At 44.3% G+C, this 26859-nt stretch carries 21 protein-coding genes; 10 read left to right on the forward strand and 11 right to left on the reverse strand.

The annotated features are described in order from the left end of the window. Positions 1 to 58: 58 nt before the first annotated feature. Together CXF69_RS03975 and maiA are read right to left on the reverse strand one after the other, a co-directional pair. Positions 59 to 1237: an acyl-CoA dehydrogenase family protein gene (locus CXF69_RS03975; protein WP_101204475.1), complete on the reverse strand. Its 1179-nt coding sequence runs from the start codon at positions 1235 to 1237 to the stop codon at positions 59 to 61. A gap of 349 nt (positions 1238 to 1586) precedes the next feature. Continuing rightward, positions 1587 to 2237, reverse strand: a complete 651-nt coding sequence (gene maiA, locus CXF69_RS03980) for a maleylacetoacetate isomerase (protein WP_198551520.1) — start codon at positions 2235 to 2237, stop codon at positions 1587 to 1589. A gap of 161 nt (positions 2238 to 2398) precedes the next feature. Between maiA and CXF69_RS03985 the strand changes: the two genes are divergently transcribed. Continuing rightward, on the forward strand, positions 2399 to 3256 hold the full coding sequence (locus CXF69_RS03985) for an IclR family transcriptional regulator (RefSeq protein WP_101204477.1): 858 nt from the start codon (positions 2399 to 2401) through the stop codon (positions 3254 to 3256). A 45-nt stretch (positions 3257 to 3301) separates the two neighbouring features. On the opposite strand, the gene CXF69_RS03990 is transcribed toward CXF69_RS03985, so the two are convergent. The 5 genes from CXF69_RS03990 to CXF69_RS04010 form a co-directional block, all read right to left on the reverse strand. Then, positions 3302 to 4354, reverse strand: a complete 1053-nt coding sequence (locus CXF69_RS03990) for a TRAP transporter substrate-binding protein (protein ID WP_101204478.1) — start codon at positions 4352 to 4354, stop codon at positions 3302 to 3304. A gap of 137 nt (positions 4355 to 4491) precedes the next feature. Then, positions 4492 to 5067, reverse strand: a complete 576-nt coding sequence (locus CXF69_RS03995; RefSeq protein WP_101204479.1) for a VOC family protein — start codon at positions 5065 to 5067, stop codon at positions 4492 to 4494. Between the two features lie 146 nt (positions 5068 to 5213). Further along, positions 5214 to 6515: a fumarylacetoacetase gene (fahA, locus tag CXF69_RS04000; RefSeq protein ID WP_101204480.1), complete on the reverse strand. Its 1302-nt coding sequence runs from the start codon at positions 6513 to 6515 to the stop codon at positions 5214 to 5216. A gap of 296 nt (positions 6516 to 6811) precedes the next feature. Continuing rightward, positions 6812 to 8008, reverse strand: coding sequence for an amino acid aminotransferase (locus CXF69_RS04005; RefSeq protein WP_101204481.1), 1197 nt, complete (start codon positions 8006 to 8008; stop codon positions 6812 to 6814). A 157-nt stretch (positions 8009 to 8165) separates the two neighbouring features. Further along, positions 8166 to 9113 (reverse strand): LysR family transcriptional regulator, encoded by a 948-nt coding sequence (locus CXF69_RS04010; protein ID WP_101204569.1) that lies wholly within the window; start codon positions 9111 to 9113, stop codon positions 8166 to 8168. Between the two features lie 178 nt (positions 9114 to 9291). Between CXF69_RS04010 and hppD the strand changes: the two genes are divergently transcribed. The 4 genes from hppD (at position 9292) to CXF69_RS04030 (ending at position 13482) form a co-directional block, all read left to right on the forward strand. Beyond that, on the forward strand, positions 9292 to 10392 hold the full coding sequence (hppD, locus tag CXF69_RS04015) for a 4-hydroxyphenylpyruvate dioxygenase (RefSeq protein WP_101204482.1): 1101 nt from the start codon (positions 9292 to 9294) through the stop codon (positions 10390 to 10392). A gap of 131 nt (positions 10393 to 10523) precedes the next feature. Further along, complete coding sequence (gene phhA / locus CXF69_RS04020) at positions 10524 to 11471, forward strand: phenylalanine 4-monooxygenase (protein ID WP_101204483.1); 948 nt, start codon at positions 10524 to 10526, stop codon at positions 11469 to 11471. A gap of 162 nt (positions 11472 to 11633) precedes the next feature. Continuing rightward, complete coding sequence (locus CXF69_RS04025) at positions 11634 to 11975, forward strand: 4a-hydroxytetrahydrobiopterin dehydratase (RefSeq protein ID WP_101204484.1); 342 nt, start codon at positions 11634 to 11636, stop codon at positions 11973 to 11975. Between the two features lie 103 nt (positions 11976 to 12078). Beyond that, positions 12079 to 13482 carry a Na+/H+ antiporter NhaC family protein gene (locus CXF69_RS04030; RefSeq protein WP_101204485.1) on the forward strand — a complete coding sequence of 468 codons (1404 nt, stop codon included), beginning with the start codon at positions 12079 to 12081 and terminating at the stop codon, positions 13480 to 13482. Between the two features lie 68 nt (positions 13483 to 13550). Here the strand turns inward: CXF69_RS04030 and CXF69_RS04035 are convergent, their stop codons facing one another. Together CXF69_RS04035 and CXF69_RS04040 are read right to left on the reverse strand one after the other, a co-directional pair. Then, positions 13551 to 14297 (reverse strand): siderophore-interacting protein, encoded by a 747-nt coding sequence (locus tag CXF69_RS04035; protein WP_101204486.1) that lies wholly within the window; start codon positions 14295 to 14297, stop codon positions 13551 to 13553. A gap of 73 nt (positions 14298 to 14370) precedes the next feature. Then, positions 14371 to 16545: a TonB-dependent siderophore receptor gene (locus CXF69_RS04040; protein WP_102078450.1), complete on the reverse strand. Its 2175-nt coding sequence runs from the start codon at positions 16543 to 16545 to the stop codon at positions 14371 to 14373. A gap of 433 nt (positions 16546 to 16978) precedes the next feature. Here CXF69_RS04040 and CXF69_RS04045 point away from each other — a divergent pair, with 433 nt between their 5' ends. Then, positions 16979 to 18484 carry a PepSY-associated TM helix domain-containing protein gene (locus CXF69_RS04045; protein ID WP_102078449.1) on the forward strand — a complete coding sequence of 502 codons (1506 nt, stop codon included), beginning with the start codon at positions 16979 to 16981 and terminating at the stop codon, positions 18482 to 18484. 169 nt (positions 18485 to 18653) lie between these two features. Here the strand turns inward: CXF69_RS04045 and CXF69_RS04050 are convergent, their stop codons facing one another. Continuing rightward, the gene (locus CXF69_RS04050) at positions 18654 to 20429 is read right to left on the reverse strand and encodes a multidrug ABC transporter permease/ATP-binding protein (protein WP_101204489.1); all 1776 of its coding nucleotides are present in this window, start codon (positions 20427 to 20429) and stop codon (positions 18654 to 18656) included. Between the two features lie 96 nt (positions 20430 to 20525). Further along, a complete protein-coding gene (locus CXF69_RS04055; RefSeq protein ID WP_102078448.1) occupies positions 20526 to 22841 on the reverse strand; it encodes a TonB-dependent receptor in 2316 nt (771 codons plus the stop codon). Between the two features lie 374 nt (positions 22842 to 23215). On the opposite strand from CXF69_RS04055, the gene CXF69_RS04060 reads away from it, so the two are divergent. From CXF69_RS04060 to CXF69_RS04075, 4 genes are all read left to right on the forward strand, one after another. Continuing rightward, positions 23216 to 23818 carry a cytochrome b/b6 domain-containing protein gene (locus CXF69_RS04060; RefSeq protein WP_058025436.1) on the forward strand — a complete coding sequence of 201 codons (603 nt, stop codon included), beginning with the start codon at positions 23216 to 23218 and terminating at the stop codon, positions 23816 to 23818. Between the two features lie 36 nt (positions 23819 to 23854). Next, positions 23855 to 24526: a response regulator gene (locus CXF69_RS04065; protein WP_101204491.1), complete on the forward strand. Its 672-nt coding sequence runs from the start codon at positions 23855 to 23857 to the stop codon at positions 24524 to 24526. Positions 24527 to 24586: 60 nt separating this feature from the next. Beyond that, positions 24587 to 26071: an ATP-binding protein gene (locus CXF69_RS04070; RefSeq protein WP_101204492.1), complete on the forward strand. Its 1485-nt coding sequence runs from the start codon at positions 24587 to 24589 to the stop codon at positions 26069 to 26071. 78 nt (positions 26072 to 26149) lie between these two features. Beyond that, on the forward strand, positions 26150 to 26848 hold the full coding sequence (locus CXF69_RS04075) for a VIT1/CCC1 transporter family protein (RefSeq protein WP_058025429.1): 699 nt from the start codon (positions 26150 to 26152) through the stop codon (positions 26846 to 26848). Positions 26849 to 26859: the final 11 nt, after the last annotated feature.

Consider the following 26859-nt stretch of genomic DNA (forward strand, 5'->3'; position numbering starts at 1 on the left):
AAAATAAGCGCTTGTAAATTGTGTCTCACAAGCGCTTATTATTTATAATTAAGGGCTTCTATATTCTGAACATTGCACCATTCGGTTTCAGTCCAACATAGGCCATACCTGCTTGATTCATCCAGTGAGGTTGAATAATGCCATGCTGCAAAATCGCATGAATATCTCTATGCGCCCTTTCTATCTTATGCTTTTTATATAGGGAGGCTGTGCCTGCGACTGCGTAAATTTCAGATACCATGTCACGAGCTTCTCTTGCGCCTTCACAAGACGCTGCCCATACATCTGCAAGCTGTATATCAGTAAAGGTGTTCTGCTGCTGTGCCTCTTCCCATAGTACCTCGACACTATGATGCAGTTGGGCGCGTTTTGATGCCAGTATTGTTTTGCTCTTAGCAATGGTAGCTTGTACCGTTGCACGGTCGCGTAGATCTGGACTCTTACCAGGCGTTACTCTCTCAAGGCACATATCAACTAAGTCATCCATAGCGGCTTTTAATACGCCTAGCGCCATAGCTGCACAGCCAGCAGCATTGATACAACCAATAGGCAGTCGACTGTAGGCAGTATCGACAGCCACAGGACTATCAAAGTCAACTGCATAAGCCTCTTTGACAAAAGCGTCTTTAACAACGATATCGTGGCTACCTGTGCCATTTAGGCCGCCCACATCCCACGTATCAATGATTTTTACATCTTTCTTGGGAATAAAAAATAGCTTTAAGTTTGCACCTGGGCCAAGGGTCGTAGGAGAGCCTTCGGAGATAACGAGACAACGGAGCACAAACCAGTCAGCCAATTGGCATCCAGAGACGAGTGTCCATTGTCCTGATACCATATAGCCATTATCTACTGTTTGTGCCACGCCTTCAGGACGTGCGGAATTGGCATAAATATGAGAGGGGTCGCTGTATACTTCTTTCATGCTGGATTCATCCAAAAATCGACCGAATGTACAGGCCAAATGGTTGTTCCAAACAATCCAAGCAACGGAGGCTTCAGCACTGGCCAACGTCTCATAAGTTTTTAGCGTTTCTATTGGGTTTCCTGCCCATCCTCCTAACGATTTAGGCAGCCCCATTCTAAATAATGCAAATTCTGAAAGTTTATTGACTACCACGGGTGCAATTTTTCTAGCGCTTTCTGTTTCATCTCTGAACATGATTGCTGATGCATAAATCTTGTTTGCTGCATTCGATGGTAGGGTGGTTATCTCTGCTGAGGATATATCATTCATATTGTGCAACCTTATCTTGATGAATAAGACAGTACTTTTTTCTACAGCTGATAAAGTACAAATTTGAGCGATGACAAATGCTTATATAAAGAATAACCAACAGCTGCCCACCATACAACCGTTAATATGAATATATTAAAAATTATATTGTAAAAATTGAATAAATAATAGTCAATGAGACAAAATTCAGCAATTAAGCTAGGAATTAAGCTGTAAAGATAGGTAGGGGTAAAGAATATTGAAGAACGAAGCTAGACCAAATACTAAGTGTTAATTCTAAGTCACTTAATATTTGGCCGAGAAGATAAATATTCTATAAAGATAGGTATCCTATAAAAACTATCTTAAATTAGGCATCACGTTTCGGCGCATCAGGCTGCATCATAGGATCGGCATCTGCAAATGCCTTTAGTGTACGGCAATGAGTATCAATGGCGACGATATTGGGATAAGCGCTCAAATCTACTTTGAAGCGGCGAGCAGAAGAGACTTGCGGAATCAAATAACAATCTGCGAGAGTAGGACTGTCCCCATAGCAGAACTGTCCGCGATTGTTATCCGCTGCCAAACGTGTCTCTAAAGCGGCAAAACCTTCACTGATCCAGCGATTGCACCATGCAATCACATCTTTCTCGTCTACTGACAGCTCATTGCGTAGGTACTGTAAAATGCGGCGATTATTAATTGGGTGGATGTCGCAACCAATCATGGCGCTCAGCGCGCGTACCTGCATACGTCCAGCAGCATCGTTAGGTAATAATGGATGCTCAGGGTAGACCTCTTCTAACCACTCCAAGATAGCTGGACTTTGATATAATAATAAATCGTCAGCTTGTAGGACAGGCACCAGTCCTTGCGGATTAATCGCTTTGAAAGCATATTCTAACTGTTCATCCTGTGCCAGATTGATCGTGATATCATCGTAATCTAAGCCTTTTAGGTTCATAGCGATACGAGTACGGTAAGACGTGCTACTACGAAAGTAGCCATAAAGTGTCATCATGATTCATGTCCTTATATTGATGTGTTTTTATAAAGATAAATATTATGAAGTAGGGGCTGTATCTTAGTGATATTTGATCGGGTAAACCCTTATTGAACAAACCACTAACAAGCAAACCATCATTAAAAATAACCAAGCACACCAGAATCGAGCAAATCATGCCAGCAGACAAAACCCTTGTAGACAGTTCTATCAGCAGTAAAAACCAAAGTGGGGTTCAGTCGCTTGAGATTGGGCTGTCGATACTCGATGTGCTGATCGACCGCAATGAGCCTATGATGTTAAAAGATATCGCTGAAGCCATGCAAATGCATCCAGCAAAATCCCATCGTTACTTGGTCAGCCTCATCCGCAAAAACTACGCGCGTAAGCTTGATGATGGGCGCTATGGGCTTGGCGATAGAGTCAATGCATTGGCATCACTAGGACATACTGGACTCAACCAAAACAATCTTTTGGCACGTCTCACGCAAGTGGCTGATGAAATCAAAGACACCTTAAATTGCGGTGTGCAAATTGCCAAATGGTTTAGCGAAGGCCCTATTATTATTCAGTCCGTTGAGCCAGACAGTCCGATTAGTATCATTACTCGCATCGGCTCACGTATGCCTCTGACGACATCGGCCACAGGGCAGTTATTTGCCAGTTATCAACCTGATGCCGTCATTCAGCCATTGGTCACAGCTGAATGGCATACGAGTAATACCGCCGCAGATATGGCCGAGAAGTGGCAGCACTTTACCCAGCTACAGGCCAAAATTCGTACTCAAGGCTATGCGACAGTGACGGGCGATATGCTTATGGGGATTAACGCCATTACGATTCCTGTTATATTGCCACAGCTTGCCAATAGTGCTACTAAACCATCCACGAGTAGTGAAAAAACTGATAGTGAAGATTTACCGCTAGAATATGCTATCACTATCATTGGAACAACAGAGCAGTTACCGATGAGCGAGCAACATAACGTGGTTAAGCAAATACTGGCGATAGCACAGCGTTATCAAATTGCCTAGTCAGTATGTGGTGCTATAAGCTAGGGCGTGCCTTCAATTCATCCTTTAAACCATACAGGCGCTACTGGCCGCTTTTGCTTTTTCGTATACGTTATCAGCGTCTAGACCAGTTGCATTTACTTCATCTAGGTAATGCTGAGAGCCCTCCATTAATGGGCCTCTCCAATCTGGGTCGTTGAGTGGATCAGGAATATCAATCATAATATCGCCTTTTTCTTTGGCAGCGGCCATTGCTTTGGCATTGCTGACGTCAAATACTTTAGAGATATGCGCTGCCAGCTCTGCGCCAGAATTATCATCAATCACTTTTTTGAGGTCATCAGGCAAGCTGTTGTATTTCTCTTTGTTCATGCTAATCACAAAGGTGGAATTATAAAAAGGAATGTTGGTGTGCGTATTGATCAGCTCATCAAGGCGAAACGCTTGAATGGGTTGCCAAGTAAAGCTGAGCCCCTCAATGACACCGCGCTGCAGAGAGGTATAGGTATCACTGGCAGGCATGCCAACAGGTGCAGCACCAGTGGCTTCGATAATGTGGCTAGCAACCGCAGAAGGTTGGCGAATACGGAGACCTTTCATATCAGCTGGCGTGCGAATCGGCTTATCAACCGTATGAAGCGCGCCTTGTCCAGTCCCTATCAAAGCGAGCAAATGCGTGTCTTCATACTCATCTTTAATGACACCATCATCATATAGCTTATGAAGTATACAGCTCTGCTGCTGTGCGGTATTTGTGATACCTGGCAACTCTACAATTTGCGTTAAAGGAAAACGTCCTGCTGTATATCCTTGCGCTTGCATACCAATATCCACACTACCTTTCGCCGTAGCGTCATAGGTAGCACCTGGTTTGCTGAGCGTTGCAGAAGGGTAGATCTCAATCTTTAAGCGACCTTTTGAATCTGCTTCAATTTTCTTTGCCCATGGCTCTAACGCTTCGGTATTTATATTGTCAGTGGCAGTCATGAAATGCGAGAACCGCAACGTTGTCACTTTACCTGCATCTGTAGACGCGCCTGCTGCTTGGTCGTTATTGGAGCAGCCAGTTATCGAAATTGAGGCGGCTAAGAGTATTCCTAGAGGGGTTCTTATTTTCATCATAGAATCCTTTCATGATGGTTAGATAGGGTTCGCTATTTATTGATACCTAGGGTATGTCGTCAATTAGCACTTCTATGATTAAAGTGATGATTAACTGATCATGTAAAAAGGTAGTAAACAGAATGACAGGAGAGTTACTCGCCGACAGGAGCAGCCTCGCGTGCTTCAGCCAACTCATCACTATGCAAAAACTGCGTGTGTGCTGGTGCGCGTTTGGTACGAGACCATTCATCTAACATGTCTTGCTTAATGGCATCTGTAATCATCGATACTTTGTCTTCTGAAGTTGGATCGTCATAGGTCAGCTCTAGACGATGACCGTTGGGATCAAAGAAGTAAATCGAGTGGAATATACCGTGATTGGTCACGCCAATGACATCAATGCCTGCATTTTCTAAATGCTCTTTGGCAACAATAAGCTCGTCACGGTCCTTAACCTTTAGCGCCAAATGCTGCACCCAGCTTGGGGTATTAGGATCAAAGCCCATCTCAGGTTGATTGGGTACTTCAAAAAACGCTAAGACATTTCCATTACCAGCGTCCAAAAAGACGTGCATATAAGGGTCAAAGGCTTTGGTCGAAGGCACATGATCTTCTGCGAATGCCAGAATAAAATCCATATTTAGATTCTTTTTATACCATTCGACGGTTTCTTTGGCATCTTTGCAGCGATAAGCCACATGATGGATTTTCTCAATTTGAAAGCTCATATCAAACTCCTTTTGATAAGGCGCGTCACTCATTTGGCTGTATTCACATAACGATGAGTAGGTGAATGCATTTGTCTTCCTATCAGCCTGCATGAGAGTTTTCACGCCTATTTTGCTATTTCTCTATCTATGTTATTTCTTAAATACTATTTATCAAAATCAAAGCTCAGTGCTGGTAATACCTTGCCGCGTACTTCACCAAAGCCAACACGGATGCCGTCTTTTTCGCTATAGCCTTTCATAATGACTGTGTCACCATCTTCGATAAAGCTGCGTGTTTCGCCACCTTCAAGCGTGACTGGTTTGGTAGCATTCCAAGCAATCTCTAGCATCGAGCCATAAGAATCAGGCGTTGGTCCTGAAATCGTGCCTGAACCCATCATGTCACCGACTTCAACTTTGCAGCCAGTGATGGTGTGGTGGGTAAGCTGCTGTGCCATTGACCAATACATGTATTTGAAGTTGGTCTCACAAATGATGGTCGCTGTTTCCGCATTTTTAGGTAGTAATTCAACCGATAGATTGATGTCAAAGCTGTTGTCGCTCGATTTTTCATTTAAATAAGCGAGTGGCTTGGGTTCTTGTGTTGGACAAGCTGTTTTGAACGGAGCCAACGCATCCATGGTGACAATCCAAGGAGAAACCTCGGAGGCAAAGGTCTTAGCATTAAATGGACCTAAAGGCACGTATTCCCATTTTTGGATATCTCGTGCTGACCAGTCATTGAGCAACACAATGCCAAAAATATGATCAGCGGCATCATCTACGGCGATTGGCTGACCGATATGATTGCCTTTACCAACGACAAATGCGGTCTCTAGCTCAAAATCCAAGCGCTTACAGGCAGAGAAGATAGGGCGGTCGTCAGGGCTAGGCTTTAGCTGACCGGATGGACGCACGATATCAGTTCCACTGACGATGACGGTGCTGGCGCGTCCGTTATAGCCGACAGGCATTTCGGTCCAATTAGGTAGCAGGGCGTTGTTTGGATCGCGGAACATGGTGCCGACGTTGGTCGCGTGCTCTTTCGATGAGTAAAAATCGGTAAAGCCCGGTACTTGCACTGGCAAATGCATGGTGACGTCTGCTTGCTTAAACAGGACTTTGTTCTGTAAGTCTGCATTGTCACGTAGGGTGTCATTGTCGCTAGACAGCAGTGTCTGAATCGTCGTACGTGCTTGCGTCCAATTGTCTCGACCAGAATCAATAAAAGCATTTAGAGTGGACTGGTCAAAATACGGACCACCGTTCAAACTTAATAATCCTTCGGCTTCGAGTACAGATAGATCCAGTACATGCTCACCGATGGCAACGCCTGCACGGCGCTTGCTATCACTAGCAGCGTCTTTGGTTTCACTAAAGATGCCATAAGGGAGATTGTGAATAGAAAAGTCAGAGTCAGCAGCGATATCAATAAAAGAGGTGAGGGTGCTGTCAGTCGTTGACATGATTTGCTCCTTGCTAATATAAATTACGAATTACGTTATAATTAATCACTTACGTATAATGTAATTTATTGATATATGGATTGCAAGTTTTTTCTGCAACGTCTTTTGTGAAAAGGCTGCTTTGAAAAGTTGTTGCCGTTGTTTGACTAAAGGGTTTTAGCTAAACGGTTCTGACTAGATGGTTTTGATTAAATGCTAGGCGCAAAAAAAGGCCGCGCAATCGCTCAGCCTTTCTTATCTATGTTTATTTTTTATAAAGTTATATATTGAGTAATATGTTAAGTAACTTGGACTAATTAGTCTTTTAAGACGTCTGCCATGGCATTAGCCACATAGTCGATGTTACTAGTATTTAGGCCAGCCACACACATACGTGAGTTAGATACCATATAGATCCCAAACTCAATCTGTAAACGCTCGACTTGCTCAGGCGTGAGACCAGTAAAGCTAAACATACCATTTTGACGAGTGATGTAATCAAAGTTACGGTTAGGGATTTTAGCTTCTAATACCGATTTTAGCTTTAGGCGCATCGCTTTGATACGGTCGCGCATCGCATAAACTTCGCCAACCCACTGCTCATGTAGTGTTTCATCGTTCATAACGATATCGACCACACGTCCACCATGTGATGGCGGGCTTGAGTAGATACGGCGTACGGTCGCATTTAGCTGACCGAATACGCGCTCGGTTTCGTCTACGGTTGGGCAGACGACTGATAGGCCACCGACACGCTCACCGTATAGCGACAAGTTTTTAGAGAATGAGTTGCTAACAAACAATGGCAAGCCCATCTCAACCGCTTTACGAATAGCGTAAGCGTCGCTGTCCATGTCTTCGCCAAACCCTTGATAAGCGATGTCCATGAATGGAATCAGCTCACGCGCCTTCACGACGTTGAGTACAGTATCCCATTGCGCTTGAGTCAAATCCATACCGGTTGGGTTATGGCAGCATGGGTGTAGCAAAATGACGTCATTTTTGTTTAATGTTTCAAAAAACGCAATCATTTCATCAAATTTGATGCTGCTGTTGGCTTTGTCGTAGTACGGGTATTTACCCACTTCTACATCAGAGCCTTCAAAGATAGCGATATGGTTGCCCCATGTCGGATCGCTCACATAGCATTTGGCTTGTGGGAACCATGTGTGGATAAATTCAGCACCAACTTTCAACGCGCCAGAACCACCGATTGTAGCGATAGTAGCGACCAAGCCGTCCTTTAAAATCTGGGCGTCTTTACCAAATAGTAATTCCTGACAGCCTTTACGGTGACCTGGCAGGCCTGCCATTGGCAGGTATGGACGCGGTGCGATAGGATCAGCAATACGCTCTTCGGCTGTTTTTACACAGTCGAGTACAGGCAATACGCCATTCTCATCATAATAAATACCAATACCTAAATTGACCTTGTTAGGATTGCTATCTGCTGAGTATTTTTCCATAAGACCTAAGATTGGATCACCAGCGTAATAATCGATACGTTCAAACATGCCATTTCCTTATAAAAATATAAATCGAGCAGCCGAAAATCATAGAGCAAATCGCGGCTGAACTCAACACGAGAGTGGGTTATATGAGGCAATTAATAAAATAAATAGCCAAATAGATTGTTTATCCATCTATCAAGCGCATTTGACATGCTATACGTCATTCGCTAGACGATGATTCAGAGTGATGTAGGTCGTTATAATGAGTCGCAAAATAGGTTTGCAAGAACTGCTTAAAAGCAATGGTCGCCGGAGAGAGCGCACGTGAAGCACGTTGATAGATAAAGAATTGCCGCATTTTGACTGGTTGAGTGAGTGGTCGCATCAGCAGACCATTAGCACTGACCCAATCAATAACTTCAGGCATATAGGGCAGACACAGCGTGATACCAAAGCCTTGCCGCGTCATCTCAAGCGCAGTGGACATAAAGTTCACCTTGTAGCGGGCCTGTTGAACGTGAGCGGAGATAGAATCATCGAGCTCTGCGGTTACTTGCTCAAGGAACGGACCTTGTAAGGTAATCAGCGGCGTTTCTAATAAATCTTGCCAAGTAATTTCGTCTCTTTTTGCTAACGGATGGCTGTCTGGCATAACCACACAAAATGGTAGCTGATATAACAAGTCAGCCCTGATATCATCTTCAGTTTCTATAAAACCAAGCTCAGTACCAACGCCTAAATCGACTTCGATATCTTGGATATGCTTAAGCAAATTCTCGGCTGAACAGTCCAATAGCGAGACACCGATATTTGGATATTCTTTGGCAAATTGAGCGATGACAGCAGGTAGGGAAGACGCTGCAAACTGTGATACCGCCAAGCGCACTTGACCTTGGGCCAAGCTGGTCAAGCTACTCGCTTCATTTTCAAACAGCTGCATCTCATTCAAGATACGCCGCGCTTGCGGTAGTAGATGCCGTCCGACTGCTGACAAAGATAACTGGCGAGTGGTGCGATCAAACAACACGATACCTAGGCCAGTCTCTAATTCCTTAATCAATCCACTGACGGCAGATTGGGTCAAATACATCTGTTCGCTGGCACGAGTAAAACTGCCGTTGTCAGCGACTTTGATAAATGCGGTCAATTGGCGAATGCTGATATTCATAAGTAAACCTGATAAATAAATCATAAAAAACAATTAGTCTTATAAATAAAGCTAATCTAATATAAATACAACGTCAACAATAAAGATTGATTATTAATCGTTTTATAGACTTTTACTAATAATCGACTTTTACCACTCATCGATTTTCTATTACCAATTGAAATTAAGGATAATTACAATGGCAGATTTATTTGACAACCCAATGGGACTAAATGGATTTGATTTTGTCGAGTTTGCTTCTCCGCAGCCTGATGCAGTCGACGCATTGTTTAAGCAGCTTGGTTTTGCCCATGTCGCCAATCACCGTTCAAAAGACGTTGCTCTATATCGCCAAGGTGATATCAACCTTATCTTAAACCGTGAGCCAAAAAGCCAATCCAGTTACTTCGTTGAAGAGCATGGTGCTGGTGCTTGTAGCATGGGCTTTCGGGTAAAAGATGCCAAAAAAGCATATGAGCTTGCGGTGGAAATGGGTGCGCAGCCAGTAGATGTGCCAACTGGGGTGATGGAGCTTAGATTGCCTGCTATCAAAGGCATTGGCGGATCATTAATCTATTTGATTGACCGTTATAAAGACGGCGAATCTATCTATGATGTCGACTTTGAGTTCTTTGCAGATATCGACAGAAACCCTGTCGGCTATGGCTTCAAAGTTATCGACCATCTAACGCACAACGTCTATCGTGGACGCATGGCATACTGGGCAAAATTCTATGAGCGTATCTTTAATTTCCGCGAGATTCGCTACTTTGATATCAAAGGTGAGTACACGGGACTAACCAGTAAAGCCATGACAGCACCGGATGGAAAAATCCGTATTCCACTGAATGAAGAAGCCAAGCAGGGCGGTGGCCAAATCGAAGAGTATCTAATGCACTTCAATGGCGAAGGTATTCAGCATATTGCTTTAGCCAGTGATGACTTGTTTGCCAGTATTGATAAGCTAAAAGCAGCTGGTATTCCGCTGATGACCGCACCAAATGCCGCTTATTATGAAATGCTGAGCGAGCGTTTACCGAACCATGGTGAAAATGTCGCTGACTTGCAAACGCGCGGTATCTTGTTAGACGGTACAACAGAAGGCGGCGCACCGCGTCTATTACTACAGATTTTCTCGGAAACCATCTTAGGTAGCCCAGTGTTCTTTGAGTTTATTCAACGTAAAGGCGATTATGCAGATGGCTTTGGTGAAGGCAACTTTAAAGCGTTGTTTGAATCGATAGAGCGTGACCAAGTACGTCGCGGCACAGTCGGTCAGCCAGAGACTGAAACCCTATAATATTGTCTAATGCTCGGGCCACGTTTAATCAATGGACAAGACAAAAGGAGTTTGTGTTGTCCTTAATAGGAGTATTACCTAAAAGCATACTGCAAAGGTAATGCTCTCATTGCGATAAAAGGAATACAGGCATGGAACGCCTATCACAGATAGATTCTCTTAATACTGCCATCGGTACCAATAGCGTTGCGACTAATAAGCAAAGCGACGATGCGTCCAGTCATTCTAACGCGACAAATAAAAAACAGCCCTATATCTCACACCAGCCAGATAGCAATGGTCATATTCACTATAGTGATGATGAGCATGCGATGTGGCAAGCGTTGCTGGCACGTCAAGCAGAGCAAACGCCTAATCGTGCTTGTACTGCATATCTAGATGGTTTGACTAAGTTAAATTTACCGACGACGCATATCCCGCAGCTGCATGATATCGATGAGGTATTACAAGCGACCACAGGTTGGCAAACGGCTGCTGTGCCTGCATTAATTAGCTTTGGTAAATTTTTCAAACTGCTCGCCAATAAGTCCTTTCCTGTGGCGACGTTTATTCGTCGATTCGATGATATGGACTATATCGAAGAGCCTGATATCTTTCACGAAATCGTTGGGCATTGTCCGCTATTGACCCATCCTGCGTTTGCAGCCTTTAATGAGACGTATGGTAAGCTTGGTCTTAGTGCAACCAAAGAGGAGCGCTGGTTTTTAGCAAGGCTTTATTGGTTTACCATCGAGTTTGGATTAGTAGGCAGCCGCGTGGAAGATCGTAGAATTTATGGCGGCGGTATATTAAGCTCACCTTTTGAAACGATCTACGCACTTGATCGGACGCCGCAAGAGCTTCCAATCGCTCAAAATAAGCCGCAATCTCAACCTCAGTCTCAACCTGAGCACCGAGCGTTTGATTTGCTCGATGTGTTGCGGACGCCTTATCGTATCGATCAGATACAGCCGATCTACTATGTCATCGATGAATTAGATACCTTATTTGATATCGTCAATAGTGACATTATGGGTACGGTCAAAAAAGCTATGTCGCTTGGACTATTTGAGCCGACCTATCCAGAAAAAACTCGTTAAAGACGTCAATTCAAAATTAAACATGAAAACTATCACTTCAGTACGAAGTATTGAGATAGCAATACAGCTATATCAACATCGATGTACGAGTATTAGAAACTAGCTATCAAAACAACCATTAAAAACTGACATCGAAAACAGCCACTATAAAAGGATTTTATTATGACAGCGTTATCACAAAATAGCTGCGAAGCTTGCCGCATTGGCGCACCGAAAGTCGATGAAGCCGAAGCAAAAGAATTATTACCGCAAATTCCTGATTGGTCACTAATTGAGGTGGATGGTATTCAGCAATTGCAGCGTCAGTACAAATTTAAAAACTTCGTCTCAGCAATGGCATTTGCCAATCAACTGGCAGAAATCGCTGAAGCAGAAGGACATCATCCGGGTATATTGGTAGAGTGGGGTAAGGCTACGGTCACTTGGTGGTCGCATAGTATCAAGGGTTTGCATCGCAATGATTTCGTCATGGCAGCTAAGACCGATGACTTACTGAGCAAGTAATAGGTTTCCTCATTAGCAAATCACTTCAATCATACTTTCACAATCAAAATTAAAATAAAACCCAATCTAGTGCCAGTATTTACTGGCATTTTAAGGATGTGTCATGCCACCAAAACCCCTCACATTAATCAGTGCCAAGCTCGCCTTTATTATATCCGCCATCGTCATCGGTATCATGGGCATCACCATGATTGGCTTTGGCTGGGTGCCGCACCTGTCTCTTATATTGGCTATCTGTGTGCTACTGGCTATCGGTATGTATAAAGGACTCAGCTTTGATGACATGCAAGCGCAAATGGCCTCAGGTGTCATGCGTGGTATCGGTGCCATCTACCTATTCTTCTTTATTGGACTGATGGTTGCGGCTTTGATGATGTCGGGTGCGATTCCCACACTGATGTATGTAGGCTTTCAGCTGATCTCACCTGAGTACTACTATATCTCTGCCTTTATCTTAACCTCTATTATCGGTATTGCTCTAGGCAGTAGTTTGACGACTGCAGCTACTTTGGGCGTGGCGTTTATTGGTATGAGTAATGCTTTCGATGCCAATGTGGCGATAGCAGCAGGGGCAGTGGTTTCAGGGGCGTTCTTTGGTGATAAGATGTCGCCCTTGTCTGATACTTGTACGATTGCGTCCTCTGTCGTAGGTATCGATCTGTTTGAGCACATTCGTAATATGATGTATACGACAGTACCTGCATGGATATTGACGGTGATCTTGTTTTGGATGTTCTCAGGACAGACGACTAGCGCTGATCTAAGTCAAGTAACCATGCTACAAGGACAATTGATAGATAGTGGTTTGGTACATGGGTATTCGGTATTACCCTTTGTGGTATTGGTGGGGTTAGCCCTGTTTCGGGTCAATGCGATCTATACGATTATCTGTACTATTGCTGCGGCACTAATCATTACTTATGTACACAGTTCACCAAGCTTTGGTCAATTAGGTGGCTATCTATTTGCAGGCTACGCTCCTGCTGAGTCATTGGAGCTAGGTGAGGTAGGTGGTATGCTGTCGCGTGGCGGTGTACAGAGTATGTTCTTTACCCAGGCGATTGTGATACTGGCATTAAGCTTAGGTGGTCTATTAACGGCACTGGGTATTCTGCCAGCACTGCTATCTGGTATTAAGGACACATTGACGACATCAGGCCGAGCGATATTCGCCGCAGCGATGTCGGCACTGAGCATTAACGTGCTGATTGGTGAGCAGTACTTGAGTATTCTACTATCAGGTACGGCGTTTCGTTCGACGTTTGAGCGCTTGAACTTACATCCTAAGAATTTGTCTCGGACGATTGAAGATGCGGGAACGGTGATTAATCCATTAGTGCCTTGGAGTGTGTGCGGGGTGTTTATCAGTCAGGCGTTAGGGGTACCGGTATTAGACTATCTACCTTATGCATTCTTCTGTTATTTGTCACTGCTACTGACGCTACTATTCGGGTTCACGGGGCTGACGATTAGTCGAGTAAAAGAGGGGAAGGTGGTCGAAGCGTGATAGATAATGATTGATAAAAAAAGGTGGGGCTAATATTAGCCCCACCTTTTTTGTTTCGAAATACGTAACTACTGATCTTCCGTTTGTGCATCCTGACTTTTGACGATTTTATGCTGATCCTCTGTGCTATCGACTTTCCAGTAGCTAGAAACATATAAATGCGTCTTTGGTACCGCGCGCTCAACTTTGAAGTACTGGCGCAGTGCACGCATACTATGGAACTCACAAGCTGCCCAAACAGCAGGTTGACCATCAAGCCAGTTCAATGATTTAACACAGTCCAGTAAAGGTCTATCGTCTGCATTTGGATGCGCATTAATCACCCAATGTATCTCGACGTTCTCTGGTTTTTTGAGTGTCTGACGATCTGCCTCAGTCGTCACTTCAAGTACTGCGTAACCACGAGCCTCAGTAGGCAACTGGGCTAAGTTGACCGTAATCGCTGGTAGCGCAGTCATATCGCCGACTAATAAAAACCAATCCGCTTCATTGTTAATGAGCTTTTTTGGCCCTGGACCACCTATCAGAATCTGATCACCGACTTGCGCATTACGTGCCCATGCCGATGCGGGCCCTTCCGTCTCATGTAAAGCAAAATCAACATCTATTTCGCCATCACGTTGCACGCTCACCGTATAAGTGCGCATCAGTGGGCGGCTACCTGCATCTTGAGGGAATATCAGTTTGATATAAGCACTTTCTTGATCGATAGGAAAATCAACCATGCCAGCACCGCCAAGCGTGACACGGCACATATTTGGCGTAATGTATCTAGTGCCAATAACTTCTAGTACTCTTGGAGTAGGTTTTGCCATATTGTGCTTTCCTTCTAACAGCGGGTTAGGGGTTAGCTTACTAATAGAACCAACCCGCTGCTTGTAAATTTGATTAAAAATTGGCTTTTAGGCTGACTGACATTTGACGTTCAGGGCCCATCCAGCAGTTATTGATGTCGTAACAAGCACCAACATAGGTCTTATCAAACAGATTGTTGATACTAGCACCCACAGCCAGCATAGGGTTTATCTGATAGCTGCCTCCGACATCTACCAGCGTCACACTTGGCAGTTCATCTGAGTTTTGCTTGTCAATCTGCATACCATCTTCATAGCGAACACCAGCATTGAGAGTGAGTTTGTCTGTAGCATAGTAGTCTGCCCATAGCGTGGCTTTGTGTTTGGCAGTTTGAGCAGGGGTATTACCGACTATATCAGGGTTGAACTCATCTTCTGTGATCTCAGCATCGGTGTAGCTGTAGCTTGCCGCGAGATCTACCCAGTCATTAAGCATACGACTGCCTGATATCTCAAAGCCTTTTGATTCAATTTCACCGGTTTGAACTTTTTGTTGAGAATTAGCGGGGTTGGTTACTATGACATTTTTCTGTGTGATATCAAATACGGCAAGCGTCCCTTGAGTGGCACGGTCTGGAGAAAGATATTTGAAGCCAGCTTCGAGCTGATCAGCAGTGCTTGGTTCAAAAGGTTCATTAGTAATAAAGTTGCTACCAACAACGGGCTGAAAAGATTCTGAGTAGCTAGCAAACGGTGATAGACCATTACCAAAGTCATAGATAGCAGCAAAACGACCACTAGTTTCCTTGGCATCGTTAATAATAGTTTTTTCGCCAGGTGTACCTAGATAGCTTGATCTTTGCTCATTGGTACTTTTAAAATCGTCATGGCGTAGGCCTGCCACCACTGTCCAGTCTTGCCACCTCATTTCATCCTGCACATAGAGTCCAAGCTGGCTTTGTTCAATATCATCTTTCTGATAATAGGTATCCAGTGGTAGCATGTCAGTACTAATTTGAGAAAAGCTAGGTTTAGATAGATCAATAGGTAAATCTTTGCTGTCTAGCGTATCTCGATAACTCACCGTGCTGTCTGTCTCTTGATACTCAACACCGAACAGTAGATTGTGTGAGGTGTTAGCAGTATCGAATTGGTAAGCCAATTGGTTATCTGTGGTCCAGTTGTTCATACTTTCATCAGTAGTGTAGGCGCTACGCTTCAAAACCTTATCACTACCATCAATGAACCCTCTGTTATACATATTGCGTTGCTGCGCCTCGGCATCGGTATAGCGCGTGATATGTTTAAAAGCTAACTGGTCATTGATATCCCAGTTTACGGTGACGCTTGGCATAAATACTTCTTTACTAAACTTATTCCAGTCATCGCCTGCATAGGCATCACTGCCCAATTTGCCATAGCTTGCCTTATATACGGTGCCGACAGCAGGCAATGGGGTAGAAGGTATCATCTCTGGATCATCTTGATAAAACAGATTAGCAAGTACTGAGACATCATCCGTCGCTTGCCATTTAAGCGATGGATTAATCAGCAATCGCTCTTCTTCTGTGGTTTGCATTTGACCATCTTTTTGGCGTTTTAGCGCAACAAATCGATAATCCAAGGTGTCCGTGATTGGGCCTGTACTATCGACGGCCACTTCTTTTAGGTTCTGATTACCAAGTCGTAGCTGTACTTCATTTTCTTGAGTGCTCTTAGGGGCTTTAGCTATTTGATTCACCATACCGCCGGGTGCTGCATAGCCATAAAGGGATGAAGCAGGACCTTTCACGACTTCTACCGCTTCAGTCGCATAGACATCGACTTGTGGCATCAGATTCCAAGCGCCATCGTAGGGCAGTCTTAGTCCGTCATAAAAATTGGAATAGGTCTTAAACCCACGGATATTGTACTCATCAAAGACAGATACTGTACCGCGGCTCTCAGAGCTTACGCCTGGCTCATAACGTAGGGCAGCATTGACGCTATCTGCCTGACGCTTTTGCAACAGGTCTTGATCGATTCTGGTATAGCTCATTGGCGCATCGTTTGGGTCCAATGCAGTCTTGGTGCCAGTACTACGATAGCCATCTGAGTAGACGGTAATAGCATCTAAGGTGGCTGATGGTGTGGCAGCCTCATCGTTTTCAGTATTGTTTGTCGTCTCTACAGCGTAAGCGGCGTGACTCATACCCATGATCAGGCCAATTTGTACTGCTGTGGTGAGATATTTTTTGCGAATGACGTTAGTGGTTAGATGAGACCGCATCAGATTTCCTCTTGGACTAAAATGATTAAATATTATTGGTAACAGTTAAAGCAAATTTATAACGACGCTAATAATAACACTAATGATAATTATTATCATTAAAAAATTACAACGAGACAGTTTTGAGAAGTATTTGCACTATTAATAAGAGGCTAAAGATAGAGTATTGCGAATAGAGTCACACAGACTTACTGTTTTGAGCGATGTATTTTAAACGATGGTTTTTGTCAGACTTTTCTCGTATTATGCAGCAGCATTCTGAATACAATTATTTACAGTAGAGTTTTTACATCGCTGTATTGCCGTCACTGTACGGCTTTATTCTAGCTCGCTTTGAGATTCTTTAAGATTGGTCTTGCAAGCAGATATACCATTATTATCGATAGGTTTACGTTGTTCATTGAGCAACCAAAGATTGTTTAAGGTCACATTTATGGACACACCCTCCAACCAATCCACCAACAACCAACGCTATTTCACAGTGTGGCGTTGGCATTTTTATACAGGTATTTTTGTTGCTCCCTTTTTAATTGTCTTAGCGATAACGGCGCTCGGTATGCTGTTTATGTCCAACTCAGTAGGACGTGACAACGACCGCTTAACGGTTGTCGTGCCAGAGTCTACAGTTCAATCACCTGTCTCTACTCAAGCAAAGAACGCACTGAGCACCTTGCCTGATAGCACACTGGTTAAATATATCGCTCCTCGTGATACCGATACGGTAGCTTTGTTTCAGATAAAATCAGATGACCAAAGCAATATGGTGGCAGTTAACCCCTATACGGCTGATATCGTTCAAAGTGTGCCTACCAGTAGCGGTCTTTATAGTACGTTCAATGATATTCACAGTGATTTGCTGATTGGCAAAGTCGGTGATTATTTGTTAGAAACGGCGGCATCATTGACTATTTTGATGATTTTGTCTGGTTGGTATCTGTGGTGGCAAAAACGTAAATCAGTCAAAGCGATGTTGATACCTAACGAAAGGGTAACCAATAAGAAAAAGCGCTCTTTTATCCGTACGATTCATGCGACATTGGGTAGTTGGATATCTGTGCTGCTACTGTTTTTCTGTATATCAGGTATGGCATGGGCAGGTGTATGGGGCGAAAGAGTGGTGCAAGCATGGAGCCAGTTTCCTGCGGGTAAGTGGGGCGTTGCACCTGTTCCTGTATCGATTGATCACAGTCAACACGCTGCTATGCAAGAGTCTACACCAGCGCCGCATGTACATGGTGCGGCAGCGTCTGAAGCGCATACTGAAGCACCCACGCATGGCAGTGCTCTAAACTCAAGCGACACCAAAGAAGTTCCTTGGGTGCTTGAGCTGACGCCGATGCCTGTGTCAGGCACGACCATGGGTAAAGATGGTATCGCTGCTAATATCCCGATTATGATTGATACAGTGGATCGCTACGCTCGTGAAATCGGTTTTGTAGGGCGTTATCAATTGAACCTACCACAAGGTAGTACAGGCGTCTGGACCATTAGCCAAGATTCAATGAGCTATGATATGAAAAGTCCGACAGCAGATCGTACAGTACATATCGACCGTTATTCGGGCAATGTCTTAGCTGATATTCATTTTGATGACTATAATGCGTTTGGTAAGTTTATGGCGGCTGGTATCGCGCTGCATATGGGCACACTCGGATGGTGGAGCGTATTGGCTAATGTACTATTTTGCCTAGCAGTAATCGCTATTTGTGTCAGTGGCTATATCATGTGGTGGCAGCGTCGCCCTCGTCATGCGCGCGATAGCGCGGGATTAAACCCACCAGCTCGCGGCTTAAATGTTTCCGTCTGGTGGCCGCTTGCTATTCCATTATTAGTTGTGGCTATCATATTCCCGACTGCTATTATTGCAATTATAGCTATCGCGCTATTAGACTTCTTGGTGATTTCTCGAGTTGGGTTTTTGCAGAAATGGTTAAAATAAGCGCATAGCAGAATACAGCTGTTCCTTATATAGTAAAAGAGCGCCTTATAGTAAGGCGCTCCTTTTTTTGCTTAAAAAATGCTTAGATTAACTGCCATTTAGCTTAAAGTTGATCAAACGTTTTATGGGATTGAAATAGCTCGGTCCATGCTAGTAGTTAAAGCATTGCTTACTTAAGCATAGCAATGGCATCTTTGCTAGCACGCTGTCGCTCTTCGGCATTTAACTCAATGAGACGGCCTTCTTTCATCAGTAATAATCGATCAGCATGCTCAAAATAACCGTCATCATGACTAATAATAAACAATGTCTTACCCATGGCTTTTAGCTCAGGGATGAGCGTTTGGTAAAACACGCGGCGAAAGGCAGGGTCTTGGTCGGCTGCCCACTCATCGAGCAGTAATATGTCTTTTTGTTCGGCGACAGCGATTAGCATAGCCAAGCGTTTGCGCTGACCTTGCGACAACTTATCTGTAGAGAGCTTATGGTCAGACACACTTACTTTTTCTTGTAGATTGAGCTTATGCAGCCAGTCAGACACTAGAACCGTATCAGGCTCATTGCCTTGATCTCCAATCAGCTGCTTAAATAGATGCTGGTCGCTAAAAATTGCAGAAAACAGCTGTCTAAAGTCGGCATTGCTCTCTGAGTCGACGCTCTGTCCATCGACTTGTACCGTCCCTGTAGTGGGGGTAAAGATACCAGTAATGATTTTGGCAAGAGTCGATTTACCGCTACCATTCGCACCGATTAAGAAAACCACGTCACCTCGTTGCAACGTTAAATTGACGGATTTTAAGATATTATTGGCAGGGTTTTGGTTGTTATCACTGTTATCGCTATTTTGAACATTATCATTAACTGCTGTGTCTGGTGCATGACTACTATTGCTATTACTACTGCCTACATAGCGATAATTGATATTATTTAGAGTTATGGACTGCCAGTCCTGTGCAACCGTGTCTGTCGCAAAGCTCGGCTGATGCTCGGCCAATTCTAAAGACTGTATCTTTTCTAGCGCAACTTGAGCGGTCTGCAATGTTGGGTAAGCACCAACCGCATGTAGAAGCGGCGACTGCATAAACAAAATCGTCAAAGAAAAAGTAGTGGCAACCCCCATCGGAATATCGAGATAATTGGCTACTGCAAACACGATACCAATCGATGCGAACATCATAATATTGGACCAGTTCACCGCTGATAAATGAAAAGTATCAGATTTGGTTACGGTCTTTTCATACGATTTGGCATGAGCCAAAAAATCATCTGTATACAGTTTTTCTGCTCGGTGTTGGTTAAGTGCTAGCTCTTTGCGACCTTCTATTATCGATTGATAATCCTGATATAACGCGTCATTAATCTCTCTCAACTCGGTCAAATGCGTATAGACATGCTTGACCAATATGGTACTGATCCAAATCGTCATCACAATCCAAAACATGACAATGAACAATAATGGCAACGATAACCAGCCCAGATATAGCCCAACGCCAACAGATAAAATAATACCTTGTACTAGCTCTGGCATACGGACAAAAGCAACGGTAATCGATTGGATATCTGAGGATAAGCTGGCAAGTAGGCGTGCACTACCCAAATGATCTATCTGAGGAACGGTGGTATCGATGATTTGTTTGACCAGTTTTGTTCTAAGCTCATAGACAAATCGATGTCCCAATCGCGTTAAGGCATATTGCGACAAAAATGTCGTCACCAGCAGTAACAGTACTAGCAGTGAAAACTGCCCCAAGCTGAGCCAAGATAAAGTGTCAAATACTGGCTGACTAATAAAGGTGTGGTTGATATAAGCAATAATACCGACGCTGACAGCGGCATTGACCAAATTTAGCAGAATGACTTTGAGAAAAGGCAGACGATAATTCGCCCAAATCATATGATATAAAGAAGCGGTCGTACGAGAGGACGCTGTGGTACGAGAAGACATAGTAACTCAGTAATAAAATAAATTTTTGATAGCAGAAAAGGGAGTAGGTCGCGCCTAATCCCTTTTATAAAACCTAAGAAAGCCTACTAATAAATCTTAAAAATCGAACGTTGCCGATACTTTTAAGGCCGTTGGTTCACCTGCATTTAGATAGCCTGCATCTGAATAACCGCCTACTGACTGCCAGTAGTCTTCACCTGTGACATTGGTTACCATGCCTTTTAGAGTAACGTCTTGTCCTGCCAACATAGTGCGATAGCGTGCACCAAGGTCTAAGGTAGTATAACCATCAACCTTTAAGGTATTGGCATTATCCGAATAACGAGAGCCTGTGTGGATAATATCACCCGTCAATGTCAGTCCTTCAACGGCGGCTAAATCATACTCTAGGTTGACATTGCTCTGTAAGGTAGGCACACCAATCACTCGATTACCATCTAATGCACTATCACCAGTGTCTTTTTGCTTAGCACTTAAGTAAGTAACACCAGCATTGAGGCGCATGTTTTCACTTGGGCTACCAAAGACAGTCAACTCCACACCTTGATGACGATTTTCTCCAGCAGCAGTAAACGTATTTGAGTTGTTGATATAAGCACGCGGTTCATCAGTTCGGAAGACAGCGAGACTACTGCCAATCATACCATTGTCGTATTTCACACCCAGTTCAGTTTGCTCACTCACGTACGGATCTAGATTTTGACCACCATTAGTGACAGCGTCATTATCGTTAGTTAGAGGCGCTCTTTTTCCTGGTGCTAGACTTTCGATATAATTACCATATACAGACCAGTCCATCGTTGGCTGATAAATGATACCGACGCTTGGTGTCCATGCGCTTTCATCATAGCTAGCTGTTTTGGCTTGGGTATTATAGTCATAGCTGGTGGTTTTTATATTTTGATGACGCACACCCAAGGTGGTTTTCAGTTTGTCATCGAACAGCGATATGGTGTCTGCTAGCGCAAAGCTTTGGAACTGCTTTTCATTGGTTAATTTTGGATCGTCTAAGTTGCCGCCAAAACCTGCCTTATTCGACCAGGTATTATCTCGATACTTAGTGGGACTATATAAGTTAGTAGGGCGTGCGCTATCAAAAGCATAAGCGCCTTTTTCTTCTTGATCATAGAGGTTTGCGGCAAACACTAAGCTATGAGCCACTTCACCGGTTTGTAATTTACCACGTAGACCAAGCTCGGCGCTTTGGACTTTATCTTCTCGAATATTATCAAATCGAGAGGTAGTGCCACTGCCATCATTATTAGTTACTGTGAGGTCTGATAAAGAATTGTCTTCATCACCACGTCGCACACCGTAAGCACCATAAGCGGTGATATTGTCATTAAAGTCATATTCTCCTCGGATCGTACCAAAGACATCCTTTTCATCTGAGTAGGTCCAAGGCTGCGCCCAATTTTTTGAGCCGTCTGGCGCATTTGGTACACTAGAAACCCCACCAAGATTGACACTAGGACGAGTCTCTGACAGCTTATTGTCTTGCCAACCTAAATCTGCTGATAGTCGGTACTGATCCGCTCTATAATCCAAACCGAGGGCCGCCAAACCCAAAGTCGACGACTCATCATCGATAGCACTGTCACCATCTTGATAAGCAGCATTAAAACGAACACCAATAGCATCATCGCTACCAAAGCGATCACTGACATCTACCGCGACCTTACCTTGGTCACCTTGACCATAACCAAGCGTCACTTCACGTAGTGGCTCATTACTAGCACGTTTCGGTAGCAAATTGATTGTACCACCTGCGTTACCGCCACTGGGTGCTGCACCATTTAGCATGGCAGAAGCGCCGCGTTGGACTTCCACCCGTTCAAACAATTCAGTTGCAATGTACTGTCTTGGTAAGATGCCGTATAGACCATTGTACATGGTGTCATCTGATGTGGTGATGAAACCGCGCATAAAGTAGGCTTCTTGAAAGTTACCAAAACCCCTTGCCACGCGGACGGTTGGGTCTTTTTTGAGTAGATCGCCTACACTTTGGGCTTGCTGATTGGTGATATATTCATTGGTGTATGAGGTGGTAGAGAACGGCGTATCCATGATGTCTTGGTTACCCAAGAGTCCGACGCGGCTACCGGTCGCAACTTGGCCACCTTCATAAGCATCTGGCAATCCATCCGCTGAAGCATCAGCGCTACTAGTGACGACGATAGTATCAAGTACCACATTAGGAGTGGTTTGAGCATCTACATCATCTGCCTGTGCCCATGCCGATTGACTCGTTGTTAATACGATGACAGAAGTAGATAGACAGGTTGAGCATAGTGTCTTTAAAGAGAGGGATTTAGTCGATACCAATCTAGAAGGTATAGATGCTAATCGTAGAGAAGAACCAGATACATTCGAAAGATTAAATAACGCAGCAGATAAGCGAGACAATTGCATGAATATTTCCAGCATGTAATTTAAATCGTTATTATATTGATAATAATTTTCATTATCAATATTATTACGGAGCTAATGCTAAATATATTTTCAGGTTAAAATTTTAAATGTATTATTTATATTGCCAATAGTGGTCTTGCCTGCTCAATTTCTTGTTTTGAAATGTACTTTTAATTATCTATGAATGTCAGGTAGATTATTCACTACTTTAAAGTTCGAATTCTTAGTTTCCTAAGCTCCTCTTAAGGTTTGTTTGTTGTAATAGCGGTAGAGCAAACGATGTGATGGCGAGTCTACTAGCGGTATCTCGCCTAGATTCGATGTTTAGCAATCATGTCGTCAAAAACAAACGAACCATTAAAGGAGTGACGGTCATGACCCAACATAGCACAAGCAATCCGGCACACGAGCCTGATATGTCTTTATCAAATACTCCTAAAACTCGACAAGTACGAGTTTGGGACACTTTGGTTAGAGTGACTCACTGGGCCGTCGCGGCTGGTATCACTGCCAATTTGCTGTTTACCGAAGAAGGTAGTGAGCTGCATCAATATGTCGGTTATATCGTGGTGGGGCTAGTGGTTATCCGTCTACTTTGGGGCTTTGTGGGGACGCGTTATGCACGTTTCAGTGACTTTTTCCCCACGCCGTCTCGTATTAAGCACCACCTATCTGATTTGAGTATTCGCCACACAGACGAGCAGCATTTGGGTCATAATCCATTGGCTGCCCTGATGATGTTTGCGTTATGGGCGGTGATTATTGGCTTGGGTATTAGTGGCTATCTGATGGAAGCCAACATTTTTGCCAGTAAAGATGTCCTTGAAGAAGTTCATGAGATACTGGCCAATAGTTTATACTTGTTGGTGCCGCTGCATATTATCTCTGCGATTGCCATGAGCTATTGGGAAAGGCAAAACCTGATCAAGTCGATGATAACGGGTAATAAAACGGTGACGCCGCGTCGCCCACAATAAAAAAGACAATAGAGTACATAACGTAATAGGACAATCATGGCACGCATACTATTAATAGAAGATGATAGCAATATCGCTGAAAGTCTCGTTGTTGGACTCAAAAGCCATGGTATGATGGTCGATTGGTTTAGTGATGCCAAGCAAGGTGAGATGGCACTGCAAGAGGGTATGTTTGACGCGGTGCTACTTGATTTGACCTTGCCAAGAGGGGATGGCATGACGGTGCTACAAAATTGGCGCTACAAACAGCTAGATACGCCGGTATTGATCATTACGGCTCGTGACGCGATTGCCAACCGCGTGGCTGGACTCAATGCGGGCGCCGATGATTATCTGGTCAAGCCATTTGCACTAGATGAAGTGGTTGCCCGCCTGCAGGCGTTGATACGGCGCAGTCAAGGACGTAGCCAGCCTGAGATTCGTTATGGTGACGTCGCTTATTGGCCGCACAATCACCGAGTCTCTTATCAAGGCCAAGTCGTTGAGCTCACCATCAAAGAAGTGGCGATACTCGAGCAAATGCTGACCCATCCCAAACAGATTCACAGCCGCGCAAGCTTAGAGGACAAGCTCTATGGCTGGCAACAGGATATTGAGAGCAATGCCATTGAAGTACATATCCATCATTTACGCAAAAAGCTGGGCAATGACTTTATTTTAACCAAACGTGGCATCGGCTACTATCTCAATCCAGCCCATAATCATTAATATGTTTATATTCAATTTGGCTTTCAATATACAAACCATATATGAGCAACCTATGAGCTTATGAAAAGTATCCAGCAGCGACTGTTCATCTCCTTACTCATTGGTCTGCCTGTGCTATGGCTTATCACATCGAGCTTTATTGCTTGGCGATTGTGGCACGAAATCAATGAGATGAATGACACACAAATCACCCAAGTAGTTCGTTATTTGATGGGCATATCCGCCAATGATGATGAGCAAAGTGACCGCGACAATAATAACGAGACAGAGCACAATGGAAAACCTGTCGCCAAAATATATAATTTAAAAAGTAAGGCGCTGTCAGGTGATCTGGGTGATGCAAAAGACGATTACATGGGCTTTGCCATTTGGGATAAAGAGGGGCATTTATTAGCGGCTGACGAGAACGGACAGTCGTTTTCTTTTTTGCCAGATCAGCGCGGTTTTGTAGAAGAGGACAACGCTATTTATCAGCGTCTAAACCCTTTTAGTAAACGCTGGCGGTTGTTTTATGCGCATGATGACTATCGTAGCGATGATATGGGTGAGGAGCGTGTGATTGCTATTGGTCAAAGCCTTGCCTCTCGCCGAGAAATGATTGTTGAAGCGATGTCTGTGCAAGTACTGCCGATGTTAATTGGGCTGCTTTCCTTAATGATCTTGACTATCGGATTGATACGACACGGACTGATGCCATTAAGTCAGATTAGTTCTGAGGTAGAACAGCGCAAGCCGCAAGACGATCGTCCGATTACAGCAGACGTCCCACAAGAGATTCAGCCTTTAGTGACCGCGTTAAACGTGTTGTTTGTGAAAGTGGCAGACACTCTAGCACGGGAGCAGCGCTTTACCGCTGATGCCTCTCATGAGCTGCGTAGCCCACTGGCTGCGCTCAAACTACAAGCCGATCTTTTGCAGCAGCAGCTATTACAGCTGTCTGGTATAGAAAACGACAGTCAACTGTTTTATCACACGCAAAAAATCAGCGATGGTATTGAGCGCGCCACCCATTTGGTCGATCAGTTATTGGTGTTAGCCAAAATAGAGCCGCAACAGCAGTTGCCTTTTGAGCAATTAGAACGTCCAGACTGGCTGACGCTCACCGATACTGTGCTGAGTGATGTCAACCGCTTGGCTCGAGAAAAATACATCCAATTAAGACGCACGGTACACTGTGACAATCATGCCGATATTTTACCCATTCTTATTAATCCAGTGTTATTTAAATTGCTAATCCGCAACCTATTAGACAATGCCATTCGCTATTGCCCAGAGGGCTGCCAGATCGAACTGCAGTTGGATACTGATAGTATCAAAGTGGTGGATAATGGCTTGGGCGCAGACCCAGAGCAGCTAGCGCGGCTAAGCGAGCGCTTCTATCGTCCAGCCGGTCAAACCCAAATAGGTAGTGGGCTGGGGCTATCAATTGCCAATCGAATTGCCGATCTGCACAATCTTACCTTAGCATTTGCCAACCGCCCTCAACCAGAAACAGGCTTTATCGTAACGGTCAGCAGTAAGAACGCACTCTCAAAACCGTTATAAGATATAAAGCATACTGTCTTAATCTGTATCAGCTACACTAGGGCATACCCATTCGCGTCTCTACCTTTTGAGGATTTTATGCATCATTCTATTCATGACGAAGCACATTTGAGCAATCGCAATCATTGGTTGAGGGCAGCAGTGCTGGGGGCGAACGATGGGTTGATTTCGACCGCCAGTCTATTGGTTGGGGTGGCTGCTGCCAGTACAAGCAGTCAGACATTGCTGCTGACAGGTATGGCGGCGCTGACCGCAGGTGCATTATCAATGGCGGCTGGCGAGTATATCTCGGTCTCATCACAGGCGGATACCGAAAAGGCGGATCTCGATAAAGAGCGACATGAGCTGAGGCACAATGCTGAGCGCGAGCTGCTTGAGCTTACCAAGATTTATGAGGCGCGTGGACTTGAGCATGATTTGGCGCATCAAGTGGCCGTGAGCTTGACTGAGCACAATGCGTTAGAAGCCCATGCCCGTGATGAGATTGGCCTGACGGATATTAGTGAAGCAAAGCCCATTCATGCCTCAGTGGCTTCGGGACTATCATTTATAGCGGGGGCAATACTACCCATTATTGGGATATTACTGTTACCAGCGGAAACACTGGTTTGGTCATTGTCATCTTTGACGATAGTGGGCTTGATGTTACTTGGTATTATCTCTGCTCGTCTAGGCGGTGCACCTGTGATTCCGGCGACTACCAGAGTCGTGGTTTGGGGCGTGCTTGCCATGGTGGCAACCTCGTTAATTGGTCGCTTATTTGGCGTGGCGATTTAACAGCAGATTTA

Source organism: Psychrobacter sp. Choline-02u-9, assembly GCF_002836505.1.
Taxonomy (GTDB): Bacteria; Pseudomonadota; Gammaproteobacteria; order Pseudomonadales; family Moraxellaceae; genus Psychrobacter.